The organism is Aliifodinibius sp. S!AR15-10, from assembly GCF_031569985.1.
Taxonomy (GTDB): domain Bacteria; phylum Bacteroidota; class Rhodothermia; order Balneolales; family Balneolaceae; genus JAMQKA01.
In genome coordinates this window covers 14,604-33,980 of the sequence record NZ_JAMQKA010000029.1, presented here as the reverse complement: position 1 = coordinate 33,980, position 19,377 = coordinate 14,604, and the positions used below count along the sequence as shown (strand labels likewise).

Below are 19,377 nucleotides of genomic sequence, written 5' to 3'. Positions count from 1 at the left end.
TCTCCAAGAGGAATGGTGACTGATTGGCTTTACACTAGAAAATATTTTCAGTTCTTAAAACCAACACTTAACTAAAAGACTCTATGTCTGGTTTAATTTTCAATCTCTTTATTTTCGTGCTCGCATCTTTTGTGGGCTTTGAACTCATTTCAAAAGTGCCTCCCACGCTGCACACGCCGTTGATGTCAGGCGCCAACGCTATCTCAGGCATTACTATTATTGGTGCGCTGGTTGTAGCCGGTGATGTTGGCAACGGCCTGGCACACCTCATCGGCTTCGTGGCCATTGTCTTTGCTACTATCAATGTGGTGGGCGGCTTCATGGTAACCGATCGTATGCTGGAGATGTTCAAGAAAAAGGAGGATAACTGATGAGTGAGTTTCTACCACAAGGAATCCAGAACATACTTCCCGACCTGATTCAACTGCTTTACCTTGTTGCGATGTCGTTCTTTATCATCGGCATCAAGCGGCTGGGCTCACCGGCCACGGCCCGCTCTGGTAACCAGATGGCGTCTTTTGGTATGTTGCTGGGGGTTATCATTACCCTTTTCGATCAACAAATACTGACGTTTGAATATATCATTGGTGGCGTACTTCTCGGTGGTTTAATAGGAGCTATAGCCGCCAAGAAGGTGGAGATGACCGCCATGCCCGAGATGGTTGCCATTTTCAACGGCTTTGGCGGCGGTGCTTCGGCGCTAGTTGCCTGGGGTGAATTCTCCCGGATGGATCCGACGCTGTTTGCAGGACAAGACCTCGTCACCATCGGCCTGAGTATCCTGATTGGTTCCATCACCTTTACCGGCAGTTTTATCGCATTCGGAAAGCTGAAGGGTTTTATCGGGGGCGGACAGATCGCTTTTCCCGGCCAAAACTACTTTAACCTTTTATTGACGTTCGGTACGCTGGGACTCGTGGGCTGGTTTACTTTCGACCCCACCAACATGCTGGCGTTCTGGCTTATATTCGGTATTGCATTGCTGTTGGGCGTTCTCACTGTTCTGCCAATCGGTGGGGCAGACATGCCGGTGGTTATCTCCCTGCTCAACTCTTATTCAGGGATTGCGGCATCAATGGCCGGGTTTGTTATTAACAACAACCTGCTGATTATTTCAGGTGCGCTGGTTGGTGCAGCCGGACTTATCCTCACCAACATCATGTGTAAAGCGATGAACCGTACGCTCGGCAATGTGCTCTTCGGTGCCTTTGGCGGCGACGGGGGATCAGGTGGCGGCGGAGCAGCGGTCGACCACGACAAAACGGTCCACGAGACCACACCTGATGATGTTGCCCTTCAAACGGCCTATGCCGATAAAGTTATCATTGTGCCGGGTTATGGACTTGCCGTTGCCCAGGCGCAGCACGTGCTCAAAGAAGTGGCGGATGCGCTGGAAGAAAAGGGTGTGGAAGTAAAATATGGAATTCACCCCGTGGCAGGTCGCATGCCCGGTCACATGAACGTATTGCTTGCCGAGGCCGATGTGCCCTATGATCAACTGTATGATATGGACCAGATTAATCCTGAGTTCAAAACTACTGATGTGGTGTTGATTATCGGTGCCAACGACGTTGTTAACCCAGCGGCTAAAACCGAGTCCGGCAGCCCCATTTACGGCATGCCGATCATGAATGTGGATGAGGCGAAACGAACCATTGTGTTCAAGCGGAGCCTCTCTCCCGGATATGCCGGCATCGACAATAGTCTTTTCTATGAGGATACCAACCAGATGTTCTTTGGTGATGCTAAGAAATCGCTGCAAGCTCTTTCACATTCACTCGATGCCGTATAAATAAGTACTTTTCTTTTACTTGTGTAAGGTTGCAGGTTTCCGGATCTGCAACCTTTTTTATTTCCTCTTCTGAGTTTATCATGGGCTGTGGATAAAACAAAAACGGCGTTTAAAGCCTCTCACAATTAAGTGCGTCACTTAATTACTATTAAGAGCCGCTCCTAAAGTAATTAAGTAGGTCTCTTAATTATAGTTAAGTAAGTCACTTAATTACCTTAAGTAGGTTACTTAATTATAGTTAGAAGATGCTTGTAATTATAAGGCCGCACTATGGACTCCAGCATGGAGAGTTTGCTGATTGGGGGTATTCATTTTTTTAGCGATAAAAATCCGCCATTGGTCGGACTAAAGAACTTTCACAAAAAAGCCGCCAAAGAATCCCAGATATTGTCCTATCCTGCCTAAAACTAACTTATTGCTTTGGAACGTTAAGAGCCTTTTCATTAGCTTCCTGCAGGGATTCTCTGGACTTGGGGGGGGTATTGCTTATTTTTTTAAAAAGCCCAATATCAACCTCCTCATTGCAAGAAGAGTACTCGAAGCATTTCTGTCTGACGAAGGGACTAGCGAAGAGTAAACAATGATCCAACCATTTCCGGCCTTTATCTGTGGAGCGATGGGCAAGCAGGACGACCGGAGACCGTTAAGAAAGAAACCTTGGCAGGTTGATTTTAAGAATTGGTGGATGTTACAAACCTGGTGGCTAAACAAAAACTATAAATGATAATATCTAGGTTTCTTTTAGGCGCAGGGAGACCCGCTTTGAGCGAAACAGATTTCAGGCGGCCGCTTTTTTCGTCGGTTTTTGGCGGTGCAAAAATCGACAGACAAATGAAGGGTAGCTCCTAATTCACAACCGGGAGTCTTCTTTCAGAATGGCATTCGCTTCTCTTGCTCGGACAACTCATAAATCGCCAGGGCCGGAGGTAGACTTAATAAACTTTCGAGAAGTGGGTCACTAATTCTTGCATGGTATTACAATCCCAAACCTCTTGTGATAGTAATTGCAAGAGGATTACGATTATAATCGTAGAAGACTTACGACTGTAATCGTAAAAGGTTTGCAATTATAATCGTAAGCGTCTTACGATTACCATGGGGTAGGTAACTACGCATGCTGTATTCCGGCATGCAGGATAACAACTAGCCCGGATATCTCACAAATATTTATGTTGAATTCCTGTAACCTATTGGCATACAGAAACTTGTATCCATTTTTAGGGTCAGAAAATTATAACAGGGTGTAGAACGCTGCGAAATTCGTCTCTGTGCGGCGTTGAAGGGTAAATGGCTCTCCTACGCCAAGGCTTCGTAGAGTAAACCCGCATTCGCCTGCCCTCCATAGCTTTACGCGACGGAGGGCCTTGTCCATAAACAAATTTCTTGGTGAGATTTACGGGCTAGTTTGTAAGCAGTTCGCCACGCGCTTTTAGAACGGAATTGCCGAAGGATGCTTTGCTGAGCGTAAACGTATAGGGGTAATCTCCTGCAACCGCATGATAGGATGATGCTTCTTCGCCTGGTAATTTGAGTCGCAGGGTCTTCTGAGTACCATCTTCAAGCTGTAGCTGAATTGCATACAGTTCGGTTCCAAAGCTTGATGGGGACACTCCTTCCACAAAACCACTGGCACTGAGCGAACTCAACCGGCTGGTAACACGGCTGACTGAACTGGCACTCAGGGTATCCCCGTCCGAAACCCACTCATTATCACCCGCTCGCTGAATGCTGTAGGAACTGTCCGCGGGAAAGAGAAAGTCGATGCGTGAAATCTGGGAGTCATCAAGATCCCAAACAGCCTTATCACGCCAGCCTTCCAGGTCCTTGCCATACGTTGAGCTGAGCAGTCCTTCCACGGAATAGACCGCCTCATCATCAACGGGCCGAACGTAGTTGTTGTATTGCTGGCGGCTAATAATCTGTGGTGCTCCTATGATAATGCTTGAAAGGAGGTTTTCATTGTTGTACAACGAAACGGTAGTACCGGTACTGTCTACTTTAAAACGGGTATACTTTTGGGGATTCCGGGTGGCCACAGCCTGCACGCTTAAATCATTCAGCTGCTCAATCGCCCGTATTATTGAAGTGGAGTCAGCCGGATAACCCTCCTCGGTGGATTTACCTGTTACCTGCCAGCTACTGCCCTCTTTCTTAAGTGTAAGGGTTCGGTTTTGCGTAGGTGCTTCAATCACGATCCTGTTAACCCGGGCTTGATCCACTTCCACCAGGGTGGATCTAAACGCCTGGCTTGAAGAGGAGGTATCAGTCCACTTTACAAGCCCGGTAACAACCAACAGGCTCACAAAAATGATAGCCAGTGATTTTGTCGCGTTTGTCATACTGTTTCGAAAATTGGTTATTTGTTATCAGTTATTTCTCATTATCAATTGCGTATCGCGTATTGCGTACTGCGTATTAAATCCTGCTTTCAACCAACGACTCGATCAATACGCAATACGTAATATCATGTGTACCCATTCACCACATAATGTTATTCTTAATTCTCCATTTTTAATTTCTAATTGTTTAAACGCCCGCTTCTATCCATTTGCGTCGCCTGATCTTTCTGCGCTGATACCGATAAATACCATACCCGATTACCAGTGCAATCGGCAAAAATGTGTTGAGGTATTTGAGCACTGTTTTGGTTGAATCGGCCACGCTGACAAGTGGCCTGTTAGTGACTCCCTGCGTCCGCAGTTCAATAAGTCCGGTGTCATCTGCCAGCCAGTCGACCGAGTTCACCATCAGGTTGACGTTATCTTCCGGCAGGCGCTGCTGTTGTTGCTGCTGGCCCCGGCCGTTAATCACAAAATCGCCATCGCCAAACACCACGATGGATGTCTTTTGACTGCTGGACAACTCTGCGTTCACCGAATCGATCCCGGCAAAAGCGGAAGCGAACGTCCCTTCAACAGCTACGCCGAGTGGAACATGAGACTGCATAAAACTTTGCTGATTCCATTCCTGCATTGGATTCAGGTTAAATCGCCCCTGTGATACCCCGGCTTGATCGGAGGTCAACACCAGTGGGGTGAGTGCCTGCGAGGAGTCAACCCGGCTGGTATCAACCGAAGAAACAAACTGGAACATCACGGTCTCCAAACCTTGGCTGATGGGGTGATTACCAAAATTACTAGCCAGCGGGATGTAGGGATATTGCACCTGGTTGACAATCTGGAACGCCCCCTGCTGCTGTTGGACCTGGATGTTGGCGGCGTTGGCATCCAGCACCAGGTTTGTATTTACAGGCGTGTTATAGGCAGAGAGTAATCGCTCAATGCCCGTATTCATTGGCGTTGCCATACCGCGCCGGGTATCAGTACGGACAGTATTTATTGCAAATATCGCTCGTCCACCAGCCATCAGGTACTGATCGATTTTGAGCAATTCCTCTTGTGAGAGCTGCTGTTCTGGCGCCACCACTATAAGCACTTCGATATCGGCGGGTACTGCGGCCGTATCCAAACCGGAAACCTCGGTGATTTGATACATCTGGCTGAGCTGGCTCGTCACCTGGGTCATCTCCTGCTGCGTCGGCTCGCCATGGCCCTGCAGCAACCCGATTTTCGGTTTCTGGTCCACCGTCAGCTGCTTGATGGTGCTGGCAATGGTGTACTCGAGTGCCGAACCCGGACGTATAACCGGTACAACCTCCCGCTTTCCGCCATACTGGAATAAAGCCCCCAAATAAGCCCGCTGCTGCGACACCTGATCTCGTTCCCGAACCTGCACACTCAGCGGCCTGACCCCCGCCTGTTGTGCTTCCTGTTCGGTCTGATTGCTCTCACTGGGATTCACAAAACGATACTCCAGGTTGCCATCGGAATACGCCCGGAACTCCTCCAGAAAATTTCGGAATTCATCTTCCGCCTGAGAAAGCTGAGGTGGCATATTCTCCGAAAAATAGGCTGTTACCGTCACCGGGTCATCCAGCGATTCAGCAATATCTTCACTGGCCGGCGACAGGGTATAGCGATTATCTTCCGTAAGATCCAACCGCAGCAACAACTCGTCCCCCAATAGATTAGCTGTTATTGCTATTCCTACAATTAACAGGAGCTGTAGTGAAGTCTCGCGCTTGTTCTTGAAAAAGCCCTTAAACCAGTTATTCATTGCCACGCCCTCCGTTTGAGTGAAGCGGTGGCAAATACAAATCCAAGCAAGGTCAGTGTTAGCATATAGACGATATTTGTTATTCCGATAACTCCTCTCGTCATAGTTCTATAGTGTTGATTAAGACTCATAAATTCTGCTATACCTGATAAGAACTCAGGCAGTACGGATGCCATCTGCCCGAATAGGATCTGGAAAAAGATGGCGATGAAAAGCGTGCCGATAAACGCCACAATCTGGTTGCTGGTAAGGCTGGAGACAAAGATGCCGATGCTGGTGTAAACCGCACTAATCAGCAGCAGTGCAATGTAACCGCTGATGGTGGCGCCGTGATCGATCGGGCCGAGGTTGGCAACAGTAATGTAATATGGCAGCGTCATGGCCAGTGAAATGACAATGAGCAGCCAGGCAGCCAGCCATTTTCCAGCTACGATTTGGAAATGGGAGATCGGCTTGGTGGCCAGGAGTTCCAGCGTGCCGGCCCGCTCCTCCTCGGCCATCATGCGCATGGTGATGGCGGGAATAAAAAAGAAGAGCGTCCAGAATGCCACTTCAAAAAAGCTGCCCAATGAGGCCTGTCCAACAAAAAAGATATCACCGCCCCCCAGCATCCAGGTAAATAATCCACTGATTCCCAAAAACACTACCAGCATGATGTAGGCCATCAGCGAATCAAAAAAGGCGTTAACTTCTCGTTTGCAAATAGTCCAAATATGATTCATAGTTGTAGCTATCAGCTTTAGCCGTCAGCTATCAGCGCAGACATGTCTTTTTGGTGATAGCTGAGCGCTATTTTTATTCTTCTGTTAATTCTCGGAAAATGTCTTCAAGACTTGACTCTTTCGGTGTCATCTGGGTTAGGATCCAGTCGTTTTCTACGCAGAGTCGAAAGACCTCTTCGCGGGAGTCGAGATCGGGTTTGGTATCGATAAGCCACATGTTTTCCCCATCTTCAGCTTTATTAACGGCCGCAACGGACGAGAGCTTGAGCAATCCTTCCCCAACTTCGCCATTGGCCCCACGGATCTGTACCAACAACTGGTTTGCTCCTTTTGCACGTTGACGCAGCTCCTGGGTAGACCCATCGGCCACCAGTTTTCCTTTATTGATAATGAGGATGCGGTCGCAGGTTGCCTCCACCTCTTTGAGGATGTGGGAACTCAGCATCACCGTTTTTTCCTTGCCAATCTCCTTGATCAGCGAACGGATTTCTGCAATCTGGTTGGGATCGAGTCCTGTAGTGGGCTCATCCAGGATAAGGACCTCCGGATCGTGGATCAGTGCCTGTGCAAGTCCCACACGCTGGCGATAACCCTTGGAGAGCTCGCCAATGAATTTGTGCTTTTCCGGTCCCAGGCCGCATACATCAATCATCTCACGGATACGTGGCATAATGCGGTACTGCGGCATCTCCTGCAGCCGAGCCGAAAGTTTGAGATAATCCACAATCGTCATATCGGTGTACAGCGGCGTATTCTCCGGCAGATAGCCGATGCGACTGCGCACCGCCCGTGGATTGTTGTGGATATTGTAACCATTAAGGCTGACACCACCTTCGGTAGGACTGATAAAACAGGTGATGATTTTCATCGTGGTGCTTTTGCCCGCACCGTTTGGACCCAAAAAGCCTAGGATTTCTCCCGTTTTGACCTTAAAAGAAATATCGTCAACAGCTTTTTGAGGACCGTATTTCTTCGTCAGATTAGAAACGGTTATACTCATGTGAACTGTTTCAAAGTTTACATTTTGAGTTGCAAATTTTAAAAAAATTCACCCTAATTATGCAAATAGAAATATCGCATATAACGATACATTAACCCCGTTTTGATCAAAATATTGTATCAATATTTGCTCGTTATCCTCTACCTACTAAATACCATTTGATGGTCCAGATGTTTCTTTATCAAAGGCCAGATATCTTCTCCAACGACTAGTTCCATCTCTTTCCACATACCGCCCCAAAGTCTTTTTAACTCATGCTGATCCCCTTCCGTAACCTCTAACTGTTCCTGCATTCTGGTCGCTAATACCTTCACTTTCTCTCTATACCGATGTAAAATGTTTTGGATTTTATCATTGTTGGGGAGCTTACGTTCTGATGCCAACTCCATAAACCGTAAAAAGTAATCAGTGCCATCATCTAACAAAAAAAGCACTTTTGAGGCCCCGGGATCCGGATCTGCAGGAGGAGTAATCCCCAACCGAAGATATGATAGTGCCCAGTTATCTGCGACAAAATACCCCTGGGGATTGCCGGCCCATACCCAGGCGTGGATCATTGCAAGCCGGGCTTTTTCTGTGTAAGGTGGATGAATTTCATGATCATGCAGCCCATGCGCCTCTTTCTCAAGGTCACCTGAGTGAAAGTGCCATTCAATCCCTTTCAAAGGAAGTCCAGGAGGTACTTCCCCCGGTTGAACAGGAAATGTATAAGCGACGCCGGTCAACCTGGGCTCCCCGTTCACCTCTAAATAGGTCAGGGTGGAAGGTGTTGCCCAATCAAATATTCTATTTACAGCCAAGGCTGGATTGATCCAGTGAACACCCATGTTTGGCATATCCGGACCAAATTTACGATAGCCTGCTGCCTGGGCCTTTTTTTGATCTTTGTAAATCTCGGTTGCAGCCCGGATTTTTTCAACTATTTGCTCATACTGATCACCCGGTTCACCTGGACTGTGTAATTCTGCTGTATCTTTGGCATGTAATCCTGTTGATTGCGCATGTATTGGCAGGGACAATGAAAACAGCAGACTGAGAGTAATAGTAATCTTCATCCCCGACACCTCATTTCTAATCAATTACCAGCAATGAATCTTGTCCATACGCCTCTAAAAGTCGATTCATCAGCGTAGCATCAATTCCTTGTGGATAGCGACTGTAATACTTAAGCTTTTCTCTTTCCTCAGCACTAACCATTTCACCCTCCGAGACCAGCATCTCATCCGAATTGACCAGCTTTATTGATTGAACCTTGTCCAATGAAATCTCAGAAATTATCGGGGAGAAATTGGTGCTTTGATTGATTCTTTGGTTAGACATCTCTATCAACATAGTCACAGTCATAAGTCTACTCAGACTAAGAAACTCCCCCTTGAAAAATCTTTTGTCGGCAAGGCGAACCTCCAGCTGGTCTCCACCGGGATTATTTGCCGCATAGAATTTACTGATGTTATCAGGAGTTCGGCAACCAAGAACACCTGCCAACAGCAAAAAACATAAAAGAAGTGAACAGCACGTTTTCATTGTATTGCCACCTTGGAGTCAAAGAATTTTTGTTCAAACTCATCCTTCGTTTCACGCCATCGCTGCTGTGCCTCCATGACCAACTCACTTGTAAACACCACGGGTTCGCCCATCTCGTGTTTCTCGATCCATTCCTCTCTAATCCACTCAATATAATATCCCTGTCCTGCTAACAGATAGCTAGCCTTTTTATCATTCCGCTCATCCACATCAAATAAAACATAGAAACGCTCACCGGGATAGGTTACCAGGTATTTATCATCAGCGCTTGCCAACAGGTCAGTCTTCCCGGGTAGTCCTGCTCCTTTTGAATCCAAAATGGCGGCTGGCTTCAGGTAGTTGACTTCGGGTAACTCAACTTGAGTTGCGAGCTTTATCTCATCAATACGCCAGACATCAGCCAGGAACTTCAGCCTTATATGAACGGAATCACCAGTCGTCATTGAAATGGGAACGGCAAGTTCACGCCAGGCGATCGGCCCAGTATTTTCAATACGTCCCACCTGGTGATATATACCATCCACTCTTTGCTCAATTTGGAGCCCCATAAATGAGTGATTAAAATCGCCAAGGGCGACGGCCCCGCTTACCGTCTGTAGTTCTTTGCCAACCCAATTGAGAGATTCAACGCCCTGGGAGGCCAGCAGATAATCGTACAGTAAAACCGTGGTAAACAGGCTGTTACGCAAATTAAGATACAGTGCCCCGGCATCACTGTCTTCTGGAGAAAATACCAGCTCAATTTGATCCCATTGAACCTCAGATCCAACATCCCCGGTAATATCTGAGGAATATGCAAGGCTGTCATCATCCAATAGAACCGTACGATGATCCTCCCCATTTATATCGATAGCAGAAACCGGATCTATAAGGTTGCTGATCGTCAAAACATTTCCATTACCCGCTGGAACTACTCTCGCATCCCGATCATGCACAACTTGAAGTAACTCAAGATGGTTTATATAGTGAGTCTCCAGCGCCTCATTCCGAACCTCCAGCTTCAGGGAACCATTCGGATCGGGCTTAGCCATAATTGCAGACACATCGCGCTTTTCAAAAAGAGGTGCTATGCTGTTGGAAAACAACTCAGATTCGAGATACATCGTCGTATCTGTTTGTGAATAGATAGTGGGACAGGAACCAAAAATTGCCACAGACAGAGCTGCTACTCCAAAAAATGTTCCTGCTGTCGCCAGAGTAGAAACAAAAATGGAGGCAGGAGCATCTACATCGGAAGTAAATACCTCATATGCGGCTACCTCTTCTCGATCTAACATACTTATTGGCTCTTCGCTCTCGAGAGTTAAGGAATATAGCATTCCATCCCCTGAAATATATTCGTCAGTAAACTCTGCGCCGGAACGGAATAGCGCCGTTCGCCCATCGTATAAATGGGCTTTAACCGGACTGTTTACTTTCTTTGAAGAAATGTCTGTTTCAATAGCATTGGTCCTGTAAATAATTATACATCCCGATAGAAGAACAACTCCAACACAGAAAATGATTAATGCGTTAAATCTCCCTCTCCCCATTATCCCTCTCTTTCCTCGAAAGTAAGTTATTATCCAGGCGGTTATTTTAACCTCCACCGTTACCCTTTATAATTATATAATATACAATAGCGTACACATAAGCGATTAAAAATAATACGCTGCTACTCATCATTCGGGATTTCAAATACTCCCAAACATCCATTATTCAATATTGTAAATCTCCCCACTCTTTATAATTTTGTGCAATTGTTTTAAAGTAGCCTAGATAATCAACGGTAATACAAAGTATTTAGCAAAATACACATGGCATCATCCAACACAACGAAGAAGAAAAACAAATTGCCCAAGCTACCTGAAAAGAGCGACAAGGAAAAAGCATATGCCAGGGAGCTGCTGGATGAGCTCTATGAGTATTATCCCAACCCTCACTGCGCACTAGATCATCGAAACCCGTTCGAACTGTTGATTGCCACCATCCTGAGTGCCCAGTGCACCGACGTTCGCGTCAACAAAGTGACGCCCGACCTTTTTGAGGCCTATCCCACACCGGAAGCGATGGCGGAAGCCCCGATCCAGGAGCTGGAAGAGCTTGTGCGCTCCACCGGATTTTACAGAAACAAAGCGAAGGCACTCAAGCAATCTTCCCAGATTATCACAGAAAAACATGACGGGGAAGTGCCCCAAAATATGGAGGACCTGCTGGAGCTGTATGGAGTGGCTCGTAAAACAGCCAACGTCGTGCTCGGCAACGCTTTTGATACGAACGTGGGTGTTGTGGTTGATACGCATGTACGGCGACTCTCCAACCGGTTTGGGCTGACCAAAGAAGAAAAAAACACCAAAAAAATTGAGCGCGACCTGATGGCCCTGTTTCCACGGGAGCACTGGACCAACCTGTCGCATCTTTTTATTCACCACGGGCGGGAAGCCTGCAAGGCCCGGCTTTCGGAACCGCCCGACCATCCCATTTGTGTGAAATATGGGAAACAATGCGAATGTCATAAAATGAGAGAACATGCGAACGACCATGAGTAAGAACGGTAAACTATTCGATTCCAAGACCGATCCGCTACCCCGAATCAGACCTGAACTCGATATCATACCCGTAGAAAACAACGGGGATTCGTACCTTTATTTTCATGATTCGATGGGATACGCCACCGACAACTTTGCTCTTAACCGGCAAGCGGGCCCCCTGCTGTCACTGCTCGATGGACAAAAAAGTATTGAGCAGCTTAAACCACACTTGGGAGAAGGTGTCACTGCAGACCAGCTGCTGGAATACATCCAGTTTTTGGATAAAAATCGTCTCCTGCTGACGCCGCATTTTAAGCAACACGCAGATCAGGTGGAAGAAGAGTATGAGTCATCCTCCGTGCACTCGTCCATTACGGCCGGCAATTCCTATCCCGCCAATCCTGATGAACTGCGAACCTTTCTGGATGATGCATTTACCAAGCACGAAAATACGGATATCGATGCTGATTCCAAGGGCATCAAGGCGCTTTATGCCCCTCATATCGATCCGCGTGTGGGACTCGACAGCTATGTAAAGGCGTTCTCAGCAATAAGGGAAATGGAGCCGAAACGGGTGGTCGTACTCGCGACTTCTCACTACTCCGGCATGCACCCGGACCTGTATCAGGATCAGCCGTTTATTGTTTCCCGCAAGAATTTTGAACTGCCGCTCGGTACGATCAAGGCGGATAAAACCGCTATCGATGAGCTATTGCAGGCTGAAGGGCTGGGAGTAACGGGCTGCGATCGTGCCCACCGCATTGAACACAGCATTGAGTTACATCTGCTGTTCCTGAGCTACCTGTGGGATCATGACTTCGAGATCGTCCCGGTGCTCGTCCGCGGTTTCGATGAACTGCTCTACATGGAAGATGGTCATCTGGCAGGACAAGTTGAGAAGTTTGGAAACTATCTCAATGAGCAGTTTGGGGAGGACAATGAAACGCTCTTCCTGATCAGCGGCGACCTGGCACATATCGGGAAAAAGTTCGGGGATCCGGAGCCTGCTTCGAATATGTTCAGCGAAGTTAAAAGCTTTGACCGGATGTTCATGACTTATTCTGAAAAAGGTGATAGGGAATCAATGCTAAACCTAATGAGAGAGCAGCACGATCCCTACCGGATTTGTGGCTTCGCTCCCCTGTATTCCTTCCTGAATGCCATTCCGGATGTAAAAGGGGAGCAGCTAACCTACGACCTCTGGGATGAAACTGAGCGGGAAAGTGCTGTCTCTTTTGGCTCCATTCTTTATCGAAAGTAAGGGAATAGAACGCGGATTACATGGATTGGAGCTTCGCCCTAATTATAATCACAAACTATTGGGAGCCAGTTCCTTTATCTAGGTATTCATTTTGGCTTGGCCCAATTCCGAGGGGGTTCGGAACCAGCAGAGCTGGACCAAAAACCCTCCCTAAGACTTTCGGGATAACTCCTCGGGAGCTGATGCCGACGGTAACGCTGGTTGAATTCCCTGCCAGCACCTCGTCAAACAGAAATTCTTCGGGTTTTCATCTATTGCTATAATACTTCCAAGTTATTGGATCTGGAGAAATAGCCAGAACCTTCCTAATTCTCAATTGCCCCCTCCGGCCTAATGTAAATTTCGCTGGGAAAGAGAGCGCAACCGGAGCGTAAAGAAATCATTGTTGTCTGAGATCTGCGTGTGTTACGGATCGAGTTCAATGATTTTAGCGGAGGTGAAGTGAACGCAGCGATATTTTACTCAGCCGGTGAGTTTTTTTTGGTTCGTTTTTTCCTCATTGAAAAAATGAACGCATCCCCTAGAAAATAAGCGACCAGTTTCATAGAGAGCTCATCAGTAAAAATATCTCACTCTATTATCTCCATCTTCTCAGCAAAATAGGAACAGAAATCTCGCATATCTTCCGCCATCTGTTCCTCTTTGGTGGCCTGTGTCAACGTATCGGCCATCGTGACAAGTGTTTGGTGGAAAAAGATCTTCATCTCGTCTATCGTCATATCACGCGTCCAAAGATCCAGCTTCAGCGTATCTTTATTTTCAGGTTCCCACATAGAAAGGAACATCGCCCTGCAGGTTGCAGCATCTGAACCGCCCATGTCACTGGCATCCCACACAATACGCTCCGGGATGTCCTGGTCATCAAGTTCAACCGTAATGTTGATATCCTTCTTTTTCGTAGCCATACTCAGTTTTCTACAGTTTATTTTCAATTATTTTCTGAAGTGCAGCCCAAAATACGAATCTAAAATTCCAATTCTAGTCTAACTCAGGCAATAAAAAAGCCCCCGTCCAAAACGACGGAGGCCTTTGCTTAAATAAAACGTAAGAATTAGTACCTGTAGTGGTCCGGCTTGTATGGACCCTCTTTCGGCACACCGATGTATTCCGCCTGTTCATCGGAGAGTTCTTCGAGATCAACCCCGATTTTCTTCAGATGCAGACGGGCTACTTTCTCATCCAGATCTTTTGGCAGCACATGCACATCTACCTCAAAATCATCCTGACGATTCCAGAGCGCAATCTGAGCAAGTGTCTGGTTGGTGAAGCTGTTCGACATCACAAATGAAGGATGTCCCGTAGCATTCCCCAGGTTCATCAGGCGGCCTTCGGAAAGCAGAATCACTTCTTTGCCATCCTCCAGCTTAAACAGGTCGACCTGCGGCTTGATGTTATCGCGCTCGGCATTGGCTTTCAGCCAGGCCACATCAATTTCGTTGTCAAAGTGACCGATATTGCCGACAATCGCCTTGTCCTTCATCGCCTTGAAATGACGCTCGGTGATAATATCTTTGTTTCCGGTTGCGGTAACCACGATATCGGCTTCCTTGATGGCGTCGTCCATCTTCTTCACTTCATAGCCTTCCATGGCAGCCTGCAGTGCACAAATCGGATCGATTTCGGTTACGATAACACGAGCACCGGCACCACGCAACGACGCGGCTGAGCCTTTTCCTACATCTCCATATCCGGCTACAACGGCAACTTTCCCGGCAAACATGATGTCAGTGGCGCGACGAATCGCATCTACGCAAGACTCGCGGCAGCCGTACTTGTTATCAAATTTCGACTTTGTAACCGAATCATTAACATTGATGGCAGGAGCTCCAAGTTCGCCCTTCTTGGCCATCTGGTAAAGCCTGTTTACGCCGGTGGTTGTTTCCTCGGAAATACCACGAATCTCATCGAGCAGTTCCGGATGCTCTTCATGGACCACCTGAGTCAGGTCTCCACCATCATCCAAAATCATGTTCAACGGCTTTCCATCCTCAAAATACAGGGTCTGTTCAATGCACCACCAGTACTCCTCCTCGGTTTCCCCTTTCCAGGCATAGACCGGTACGCCGGTTTCTGCAATTGCAGCGGCGGCTTCATCCTGTGTAGAAAAGATATTACAAGACGACCACTGCACTTCAGCACCGAGTTCTACTAGCGTCTCGATGAGTACAGCCGTCTGAACGGTCATGTGGAGGCATCCCGCAATTCGGGCGCCTTTCAACGGTTGTTCTTCACGGTATTCCTCTCTCAGGGACATCAATCCCGGCATCTCGGCTTCAGCCAGACGGATCTCTTTGCGACCCCAGTCGGCCAGGCCGATATCCTTTACTTTATATGGTAGTTTTTCTTCAACTTGTTGTGCCATAAAATTTTTCAGTTTTTGAATTTCTATTGTTGGATAAAGATACTCGTTATTCTATAGTCAATCAAAGTAACCGCCCTCTTTTGATTTACACTCAAACTGAAACTAAGAACGGGCGTATATAGTTCAGCTGTGCTTCTCAATAATTTCTTTTGCGTGTTTGTAATCGCCCTCCGGTCCCCTGCTCCCCATCGACATTTCTATAAAATTCCCTTCAGCATCCACAAACACTTTAAACGGAATGCCCTGCACATTTAATTTTTGGTGCAGCTTATTCTCATCAAACAGGTAAACAAAATCATAGTCATTTTCCCCGGAAAATTCGCTTGCATCTTCCTTCGTGTTAAGAAATCCCGGGGTAACGGCCAGAACTACAAATTGCTCTGGGTAGTCATCCATCAACTGCTGCATCGTCGGGAAGCTTGCCAGGCAGGGCTTACACCAGGTTTCCCAAAAATCAATCAACACCACTTTGCCTTCAAATTCAGCAATATCAACAGCATTGCCTTCTAAATCGGTAAATGTTGCTTGTTCAACGGCCTGAGCTTCGGCAGTTGATTTTTTTGCAGTATCGGTAGAATCGTTTTGTAAAGTAGCAGATTCAGCCTTTGGAGTGGATGATTCTTGTTTCTCAGAACTGCACGCCACCAAAAGGCTTGTAAACATTAACAACAGAATGAGCTTTTTTAAGGAGTACAACAGTTTCATATAGTAACTAATTTAAAATTAAATCTTCCTCTTCTTAGAAGGGCCAATATAACGTTTACTTACCGAAAAAAAGTCCGCTTTATCATGTTCCCTACTTGCTATTCTGCCTGCTTCAATAAACAACCCATAATATCGCTTAATTCATTTAAAATCAGTAACTTAGTATCAAATAGCCTACCTATTTTTCAAACGTTGCCAGTCAGCGCGAAAAGCAGGTAGACGGTCAGCGCTATATTTCCCGCCTTTTCTGTCAAATATAGCATTACATAAATGGAGCTAATATGAAAAAAAGCGACAGAAGTTTCTCCAATCTACTGTTAGTATTAGCTGTTGCAACCTTTCTTTTGGGTTTTTCTTATGCAACAGTAGCCCAGTTTACTGTTTCAGGAACAGTAACTGAAGAACAAACCGATCAACCCCTGATCGGCGTAACCATCCAGGTTCAGGAAACAGGATCTGGCGTCGTCACAAACAGCCAGGGGGAGTATGAAATTGAGCTGCAGGGTTCGAGTGCAACGTTAGTGTTTTCATATATCGGTTATCAGACCAAGACGTTCCCGGTAGATTCCAATACGGGGACCCTGGATGTAACACTCCGGCAGGATATTGCAGAGCTGGGTGAAGTCGTCGTGTCAGGACTTGGCACCACTGTAAAACGAGAGAACCTTGCCAACTCTGTTTCTTCGATTTCTGCAGAAGAACTCATTGGAAAATCGCCTGCCCAGACCCTGAGTTCGAACCTGTACGGGAAAGTGACCGGGGCAGAAATCAGTGCCAACTCGGGTGCTCCGGGCGGAGGGATCTCCATCCGTTTGCGCGGAGTAACCAGTATCAACGGGGCTTCGCAGCCACTCTATATTGTGGACGGTATCTATTACAATAATGATGATATTCCCAACGGATCCAATGCTGTAACTGCAGCAGCCGGCGGGGGTAGTGCCTCCAACCAGGACAACCCTGTTAACCGCATTGCCGATCTGAATCCCGAGGATATCGAGAGCATTGAGATCCTGAAGGGAGCTTCAGCGGCAGCAATTTACGGGCAACGAGCCTCCGGCGGTGTTGTTATTATTACTACCAAGCGCGGCACCTCGGGCGGTCCGCTGTTTAGCTTGTCCCAACGGGTGGGCTTTACCACAATTCAGAAAAAGCTGGGTATGCGTGACTTCACCGTTGCCACGGCGGATTCTGCTTTTGGCTCTACCGGGCGCACCCTGTTTGAAGAGGCCCAGTCTCAGAATCGATTTATTGACTACGAAGAGGAGATGTATGGCCAGGAAGGGTTATTATCCAAAACCACGCTGAGCACCAGCTTTGGCAACGAGAATACCTCCTTCTTTGTAAGTGGTTCCCTACAGGACGACGAAGGCATTATCCCCACTACGGGATATGAACGCCAGTCGATCCGGGCCAATATGGATCACCGGTTCAGTCCCAGTCTGAATGTCGCCGTTTCCAGTAATTATGTGCATTCGCAAGCCTTTCGGGGCCTTACAAACAATGACAACTCGGGCACGACCTTTGGTGTGGCCATGACAGCCACTCCCAACTTCATCGACCTGAGACCGAACGAAGATGGATTATACCCGGATCATCCTTTTAATACCTCCAACCCACTACAAACCCGTGACCTTTTCTCCAATGGAGAGGGTGTTGATCGCGTCTCAACCTCGGTAAAAGCCAATTTCAATATCTGGCAGAAACCCAATAATTTCCTCACCTTTACATTCAATGGCGGGGTTGACTTTTTCAGCCAAAACAACAAGCTCATTTTCCCTTCGGAGCTTCAGTTTGAGCGCATAAGCGGGTCGCCGGGAACACTAATTGAAACAGCAACTGATAATCTTAACACCAACACCAGTGCTATCCTCGTCCATACTTTTACCACCGGCAACAACCTTACAATTACATCTCAGGCCGGGTACACATCATTCAACAATGACCAAAACCGGATCCTGACCATTGCCAACAATATCCTGGGTACCCAAACCAACGTAGACCAAGCTGTTGAATTAAATGCGGACCAGACCAAAGTTTTCCAGCGCGATCGCGGATTTTTCCTACAAGAGGAACTCAACTTTGATGATACCTATATCTTTACAGCGGGACTCCGATTTGATAAATCGGACCGCAATGGTGATGTCGGTAAATTCTATCTCTACCCCAAAGCCTCCCTGGCTTGGAATCTTACAAATGAGGACTTCTGGAACAGCGGAACCTTGGAAAACCTGAAGCTCCGTGTGGCGTTTGGGCAAACAGGCAACCTTTCAACCTTTGGCGCCAAATTCACTTCGCTGGGTCCATCGAACATCGCCGGTCTCGGTGGTGTATTAATCGATGAAACCCGTGGTGTGGAGAACCTGAAACCGGAACGACAAACTGAAATCGAAGCCGGGATTGACGCCAGTCTGGCCAGCGGATTTGGTTCGCTGGAGTTAACAGTTTATCAAAAAAGCATTGAAGACATGTTGCTGCAGCGCGAGCTCGAACCCTCTACCGGTTTTGATTTTGAAAGTTTCAACTCCGGCAGCATGTGGAACCGAGGTGTCGAAGTAGGGTTGAACCTGCTGCCTTTTAACACCGCCAACTTCAGGTGGAATTCTTCCATCAATTTCTGGAAAAACTGGTCAAAAGTAACTGATCTACCAGTTCCACCATTTGATATAGAGGGTGGCGGTTTTGGGACCTCACTGGGGCAATATCGCATAGAAGAAGGAGAATCTGCTACTCAGATCGTGGGTTCGGATCCTGAATTGGACACAAATGGAGATCTTGTGTACAGGGATGACGATGGCAATGTAGTCTCGGAAGAAGAGGGCAGCTTGTCAATAATTACCAAGAAGCTGGGAGATGGCGAAGCCGACTTCCAGATGTCATTTTCCAACGATGTCAGAATTTTCAACAACTTAAGCCTGAATTTCCTGCTTCACTGGAAAAAGGGTGGTGACAACCTCAATCTTACGGAACTGCTGTTTGACCTGAACGGCACAACGAATGATTACGATGACACCGACTTGGATATTGCTGATTTTAGGCTTGAGGCAGCCGGCCTTGACGGCACCGAAACAAACGCTATCAAACGTCTGGCTCTGCTGGGTATAAGTGCCGATCATTTTATCCAGGATGCCAGCTACCTGCGTATGCGGGAAATCGGCCTGTATTACGATGTGCCGGTCTCTGCCTTCGCTTCCCTTAATAACGCCATCAGGGGCGTTCGGGTTGGAGTTTCGGCAACAAACCTGTTTACGATTACGCCGTACCGCAGCTATGATCCCGAAGTATCGAACTTTGGCAATCAACCGATTGGCCGCGGAGTTGAGGTTACGCCGTTCCCCTCTTCCAAGCAGTTCTATGCTCACTTAAACATCGACTTTTAGGGGGGACC

At 47.3% G+C, this 19,377-nt stretch carries 15 protein-coding genes; 5 read left to right on the top strand and 10 right to left on the bottom strand.

Going from position 1 to position 19,377, the window contains the following annotated elements; translation table 11 throughout:
- The first annotated feature begins 83 nt into the window (after nt 1–83).
- Both NC796_RS16955 and NC796_RS16950 read left to right on the top strand, forming a co-directional pair.
- Entirely contained in the window at nt 84–371 is a 288-nt protein-coding gene (locus tag NC796_RS16955; protein ID WP_310686093.1) for an NAD(P) transhydrogenase subunit alpha, read from the top strand.
- Nucleotides 371–1,792, top strand: a complete 1,422-nt coding sequence (locus tag NC796_RS16950; RefSeq protein ID WP_310686091.1) for an NAD(P)(+) transhydrogenase (Re/Si-specific) subunit beta — start codon at nt 371–373, stop codon at nt 1,790–1,792. Before NC796_RS16955 ends, NC796_RS16950 begins: the two co-directional genes overlap by 1 nt.
- 1,400 nt (nt 1,793–3,192) lie before the next feature.
- Here NC796_RS16950 and NC796_RS16945 read toward each other — a convergent pair.
- The 7 genes from NC796_RS16945 to NC796_RS16915 all read right to left on the bottom strand — a co-directional run bounded on the left by NC796_RS16945 (nt 3,193) and on the right by NC796_RS16915 (nt 10,431).
- Nucleotides 3,193–4,131, bottom strand: coding sequence for a DUF4340 domain-containing protein (locus tag NC796_RS16945; protein WP_310686089.1), 939 nt, complete (start codon nt 4,129–4,131; stop codon nt 3,193–3,195).
- A 187-nt stretch (nt 4,132–4,318) separates the two neighbouring features.
- On the bottom strand, nt 4,319–5,908 hold the full coding sequence (locus NC796_RS16940; protein WP_310686088.1) for a Gldg family protein: 1,590 nt from the start codon (nt 5,906–5,908) through the stop codon (nt 4,319–4,321).
- The gene (locus NC796_RS16935; protein ID WP_310686086.1) at nt 5,905–6,630 is read right to left on the bottom strand and encodes an ABC transporter permease subunit; all 726 of its coding nucleotides are present in this window, start codon (nt 6,628–6,630) and stop codon (nt 5,905–5,907) included. The genes NC796_RS16940 and NC796_RS16935 overlap by 4 nt, the downstream gene beginning before the upstream one ends.
- Before the next feature lie 73 nt (nt 6,631–6,703).
- On the bottom strand, nt 6,704–7,630 hold the full coding sequence (locus tag NC796_RS16930) for an ATP-binding cassette domain-containing protein (RefSeq protein ID WP_310686084.1): 927 nt from the start codon (nt 7,628–7,630) through the stop codon (nt 6,704–6,706).
- A gap of 140 nt (nt 7,631–7,770) precedes the next feature.
- A complete protein-coding gene (locus NC796_RS16925; RefSeq protein ID WP_310686082.1) occupies nt 7,771–8,685 on the bottom strand; it encodes a hypothetical protein in 915 nt (304 codons plus the stop codon).
- A 16-nt stretch (nt 8,686–8,701) separates the two neighbouring features.
- Nucleotides 8,702–9,154 carry a hypothetical protein gene (locus NC796_RS16920; RefSeq protein ID WP_310686080.1) on the bottom strand — a complete coding sequence of 151 codons (453 nt, stop codon included), beginning with the start codon at nt 9,152–9,154 and terminating at the stop codon, nt 8,702–8,704.
- Complete coding sequence (locus NC796_RS16915) at nt 9,151–10,431, bottom strand: hypothetical protein (RefSeq protein WP_310686079.1); 1,281 nt, start codon at nt 10,429–10,431, stop codon at nt 9,151–9,153. Before NC796_RS16915 ends, NC796_RS16920 begins: the two co-directional genes overlap by 4 nt.
- A gap of 519 nt (nt 10,432–10,950) precedes the next feature.
- Here NC796_RS16915 and nth point away from each other — a divergent pair.
- Entirely contained in the window at nt 10,951–11,682 is a 732-nt protein-coding gene (gene nth, locus NC796_RS16910) for an endonuclease III (protein ID WP_310686078.1), read from the top strand.
- Nucleotides 11,675–12,925 carry an AmmeMemoRadiSam system protein B gene (gene amrB / locus NC796_RS16905; RefSeq protein ID WP_310686076.1) on the top strand — a complete coding sequence of 417 codons (1,251 nt, stop codon included), beginning with the start codon at nt 11,675–11,677 and terminating at the stop codon, nt 12,923–12,925. The genes nth and amrB overlap by 8 nt, the downstream gene beginning before the upstream one ends.
- A gap of 569 nt (nt 12,926–13,494) precedes the next feature.
- Here amrB and gldC read toward each other — a convergent pair.
- From gldC to NC796_RS16890, 3 genes are all read right to left on the bottom strand, one after another.
- Nucleotides 13,495–13,830 (bottom strand): gliding motility protein GldC, encoded by a 336-nt coding sequence (gene gldC / locus NC796_RS16900; RefSeq protein ID WP_310686075.1) that lies wholly within the window; start codon nt 13,828–13,830, stop codon nt 13,495–13,497.
- Between the two features lie 146 nt (nt 13,831–13,976).
- Nucleotides 13,977–15,287 (bottom strand): adenosylhomocysteinase, encoded by a 1,311-nt coding sequence (ahcY, locus tag NC796_RS16895; protein WP_310686073.1) that lies wholly within the window; start codon nt 15,285–15,287, stop codon nt 13,977–13,979.
- Nucleotides 15,288–15,410: 123 nt separating this feature from the next.
- Nucleotides 15,411–15,950, bottom strand: coding sequence for a TlpA disulfide reductase family protein (locus tag NC796_RS16890; protein ID WP_310686071.1), 540 nt, complete (start codon nt 15,948–15,950; stop codon nt 15,411–15,413).
- A gap of 323 nt (nt 15,951–16,273) precedes the next feature.
- Here NC796_RS16890 and NC796_RS16885 point away from each other — a divergent pair, with 323 nt between their 5' ends.
- The gene (locus NC796_RS16885) at nt 16,274–19,369 is read left to right on the top strand and encodes a SusC/RagA family TonB-linked outer membrane protein (protein ID WP_310686070.1); all 3,096 of its coding nucleotides are present in this window, start codon (nt 16,274–16,276) and stop codon (nt 19,367–19,369) included.
- The last annotated feature ends 8 nt before the right edge of the window (nt 19,370–19,377 follow it).

What these genes read in the sequence shown, in the direction of transcription:
- NC796_RS16955 (WP_310686093.1), top strand. Translation starts at nt 84, where the DNA reads ATGTCTGGTTTAATTTTCAATCTCTTTATTTTCGTGCTCGCATCTTTT.
- NC796_RS16950 (WP_310686091.1), top strand. Translation starts at nt 371, where the DNA reads ATGAGTGAGTTTCTACCACAAGGAATCCAGAACATACTTCCCGACCTG.
- NC796_RS16945 (WP_310686089.1), bottom strand. Translation starts at nt 4,131, where the DNA reads ATGACAAACGCGACAAAATCACTGGCTATCATTTTTGTGAGCCTGTTG.
- NC796_RS16940 (WP_310686088.1), bottom strand. Translation starts at nt 5,908, where the DNA reads ATGAATAACTGGTTTAAGGGCTTTTTCAAGAACAAGCGCGAGACTTCA.
- NC796_RS16935 (WP_310686086.1), bottom strand. Translation starts at nt 6,630, where the DNA reads ATGAATCATATTTGGACTATTTGCAAACGAGAAGTTAACGCCTTTTTT.
- NC796_RS16930 (WP_310686084.1), bottom strand. Translation starts at nt 7,630, where the DNA reads ATGAGTATAACCGTTTCTAATCTGACGAAGAAATACGGTCCTCAAAAA.
- NC796_RS16925 (WP_310686082.1), bottom strand. Translation starts at nt 8,685, where the DNA reads ATGAAGATTACTATTACTCTCAGTCTGCTGTTTTCATTGTCCCTGCCA.
- NC796_RS16920 (WP_310686080.1), bottom strand. Translation starts at nt 9,154, where the DNA reads ATGAAAACGTGCTGTTCACTTCTTTTATGTTTTTTGCTGTTGGCAGGT.
- NC796_RS16915 (WP_310686079.1), bottom strand. Translation starts at nt 10,431, where the DNA reads ATGTTAGATCGAGAAGAGGTAGCCGCATATGAGGTATTTACTTCCGAT.
- nth (WP_310686078.1), top strand. Translation starts at nt 10,951, where the DNA reads ATGGCATCATCCAACACAACGAAGAAGAAAAACAAATTGCCCAAGCTA.
- amrB (WP_310686076.1), top strand. Translation starts at nt 11,675, where the DNA reads ATGAGTAAGAACGGTAAACTATTCGATTCCAAGACCGATCCGCTACCC.
- gldC (WP_310686075.1), bottom strand. Translation starts at nt 13,830, where the DNA reads ATGGCTACGAAAAAGAAGGATATCAACATTACGGTTGAACTTGATGAC.
- ahcY (WP_310686073.1), bottom strand. Translation starts at nt 15,287, where the DNA reads ATGGCACAACAAGTTGAAGAAAAACTACCATATAAAGTAAAGGATATC.
- NC796_RS16890 (WP_310686071.1), bottom strand. Translation starts at nt 15,950, where the DNA reads ATGTTTACAAGCCTTTTGGTGGCGTGCAGTTCTGAGAAACAAGAATCA.
- NC796_RS16885 (WP_310686070.1), top strand. Translation starts at nt 16,274, where the DNA reads ATGAAAAAAAGCGACAGAAGTTTCTCCAATCTACTGTTAGTATTAGCT.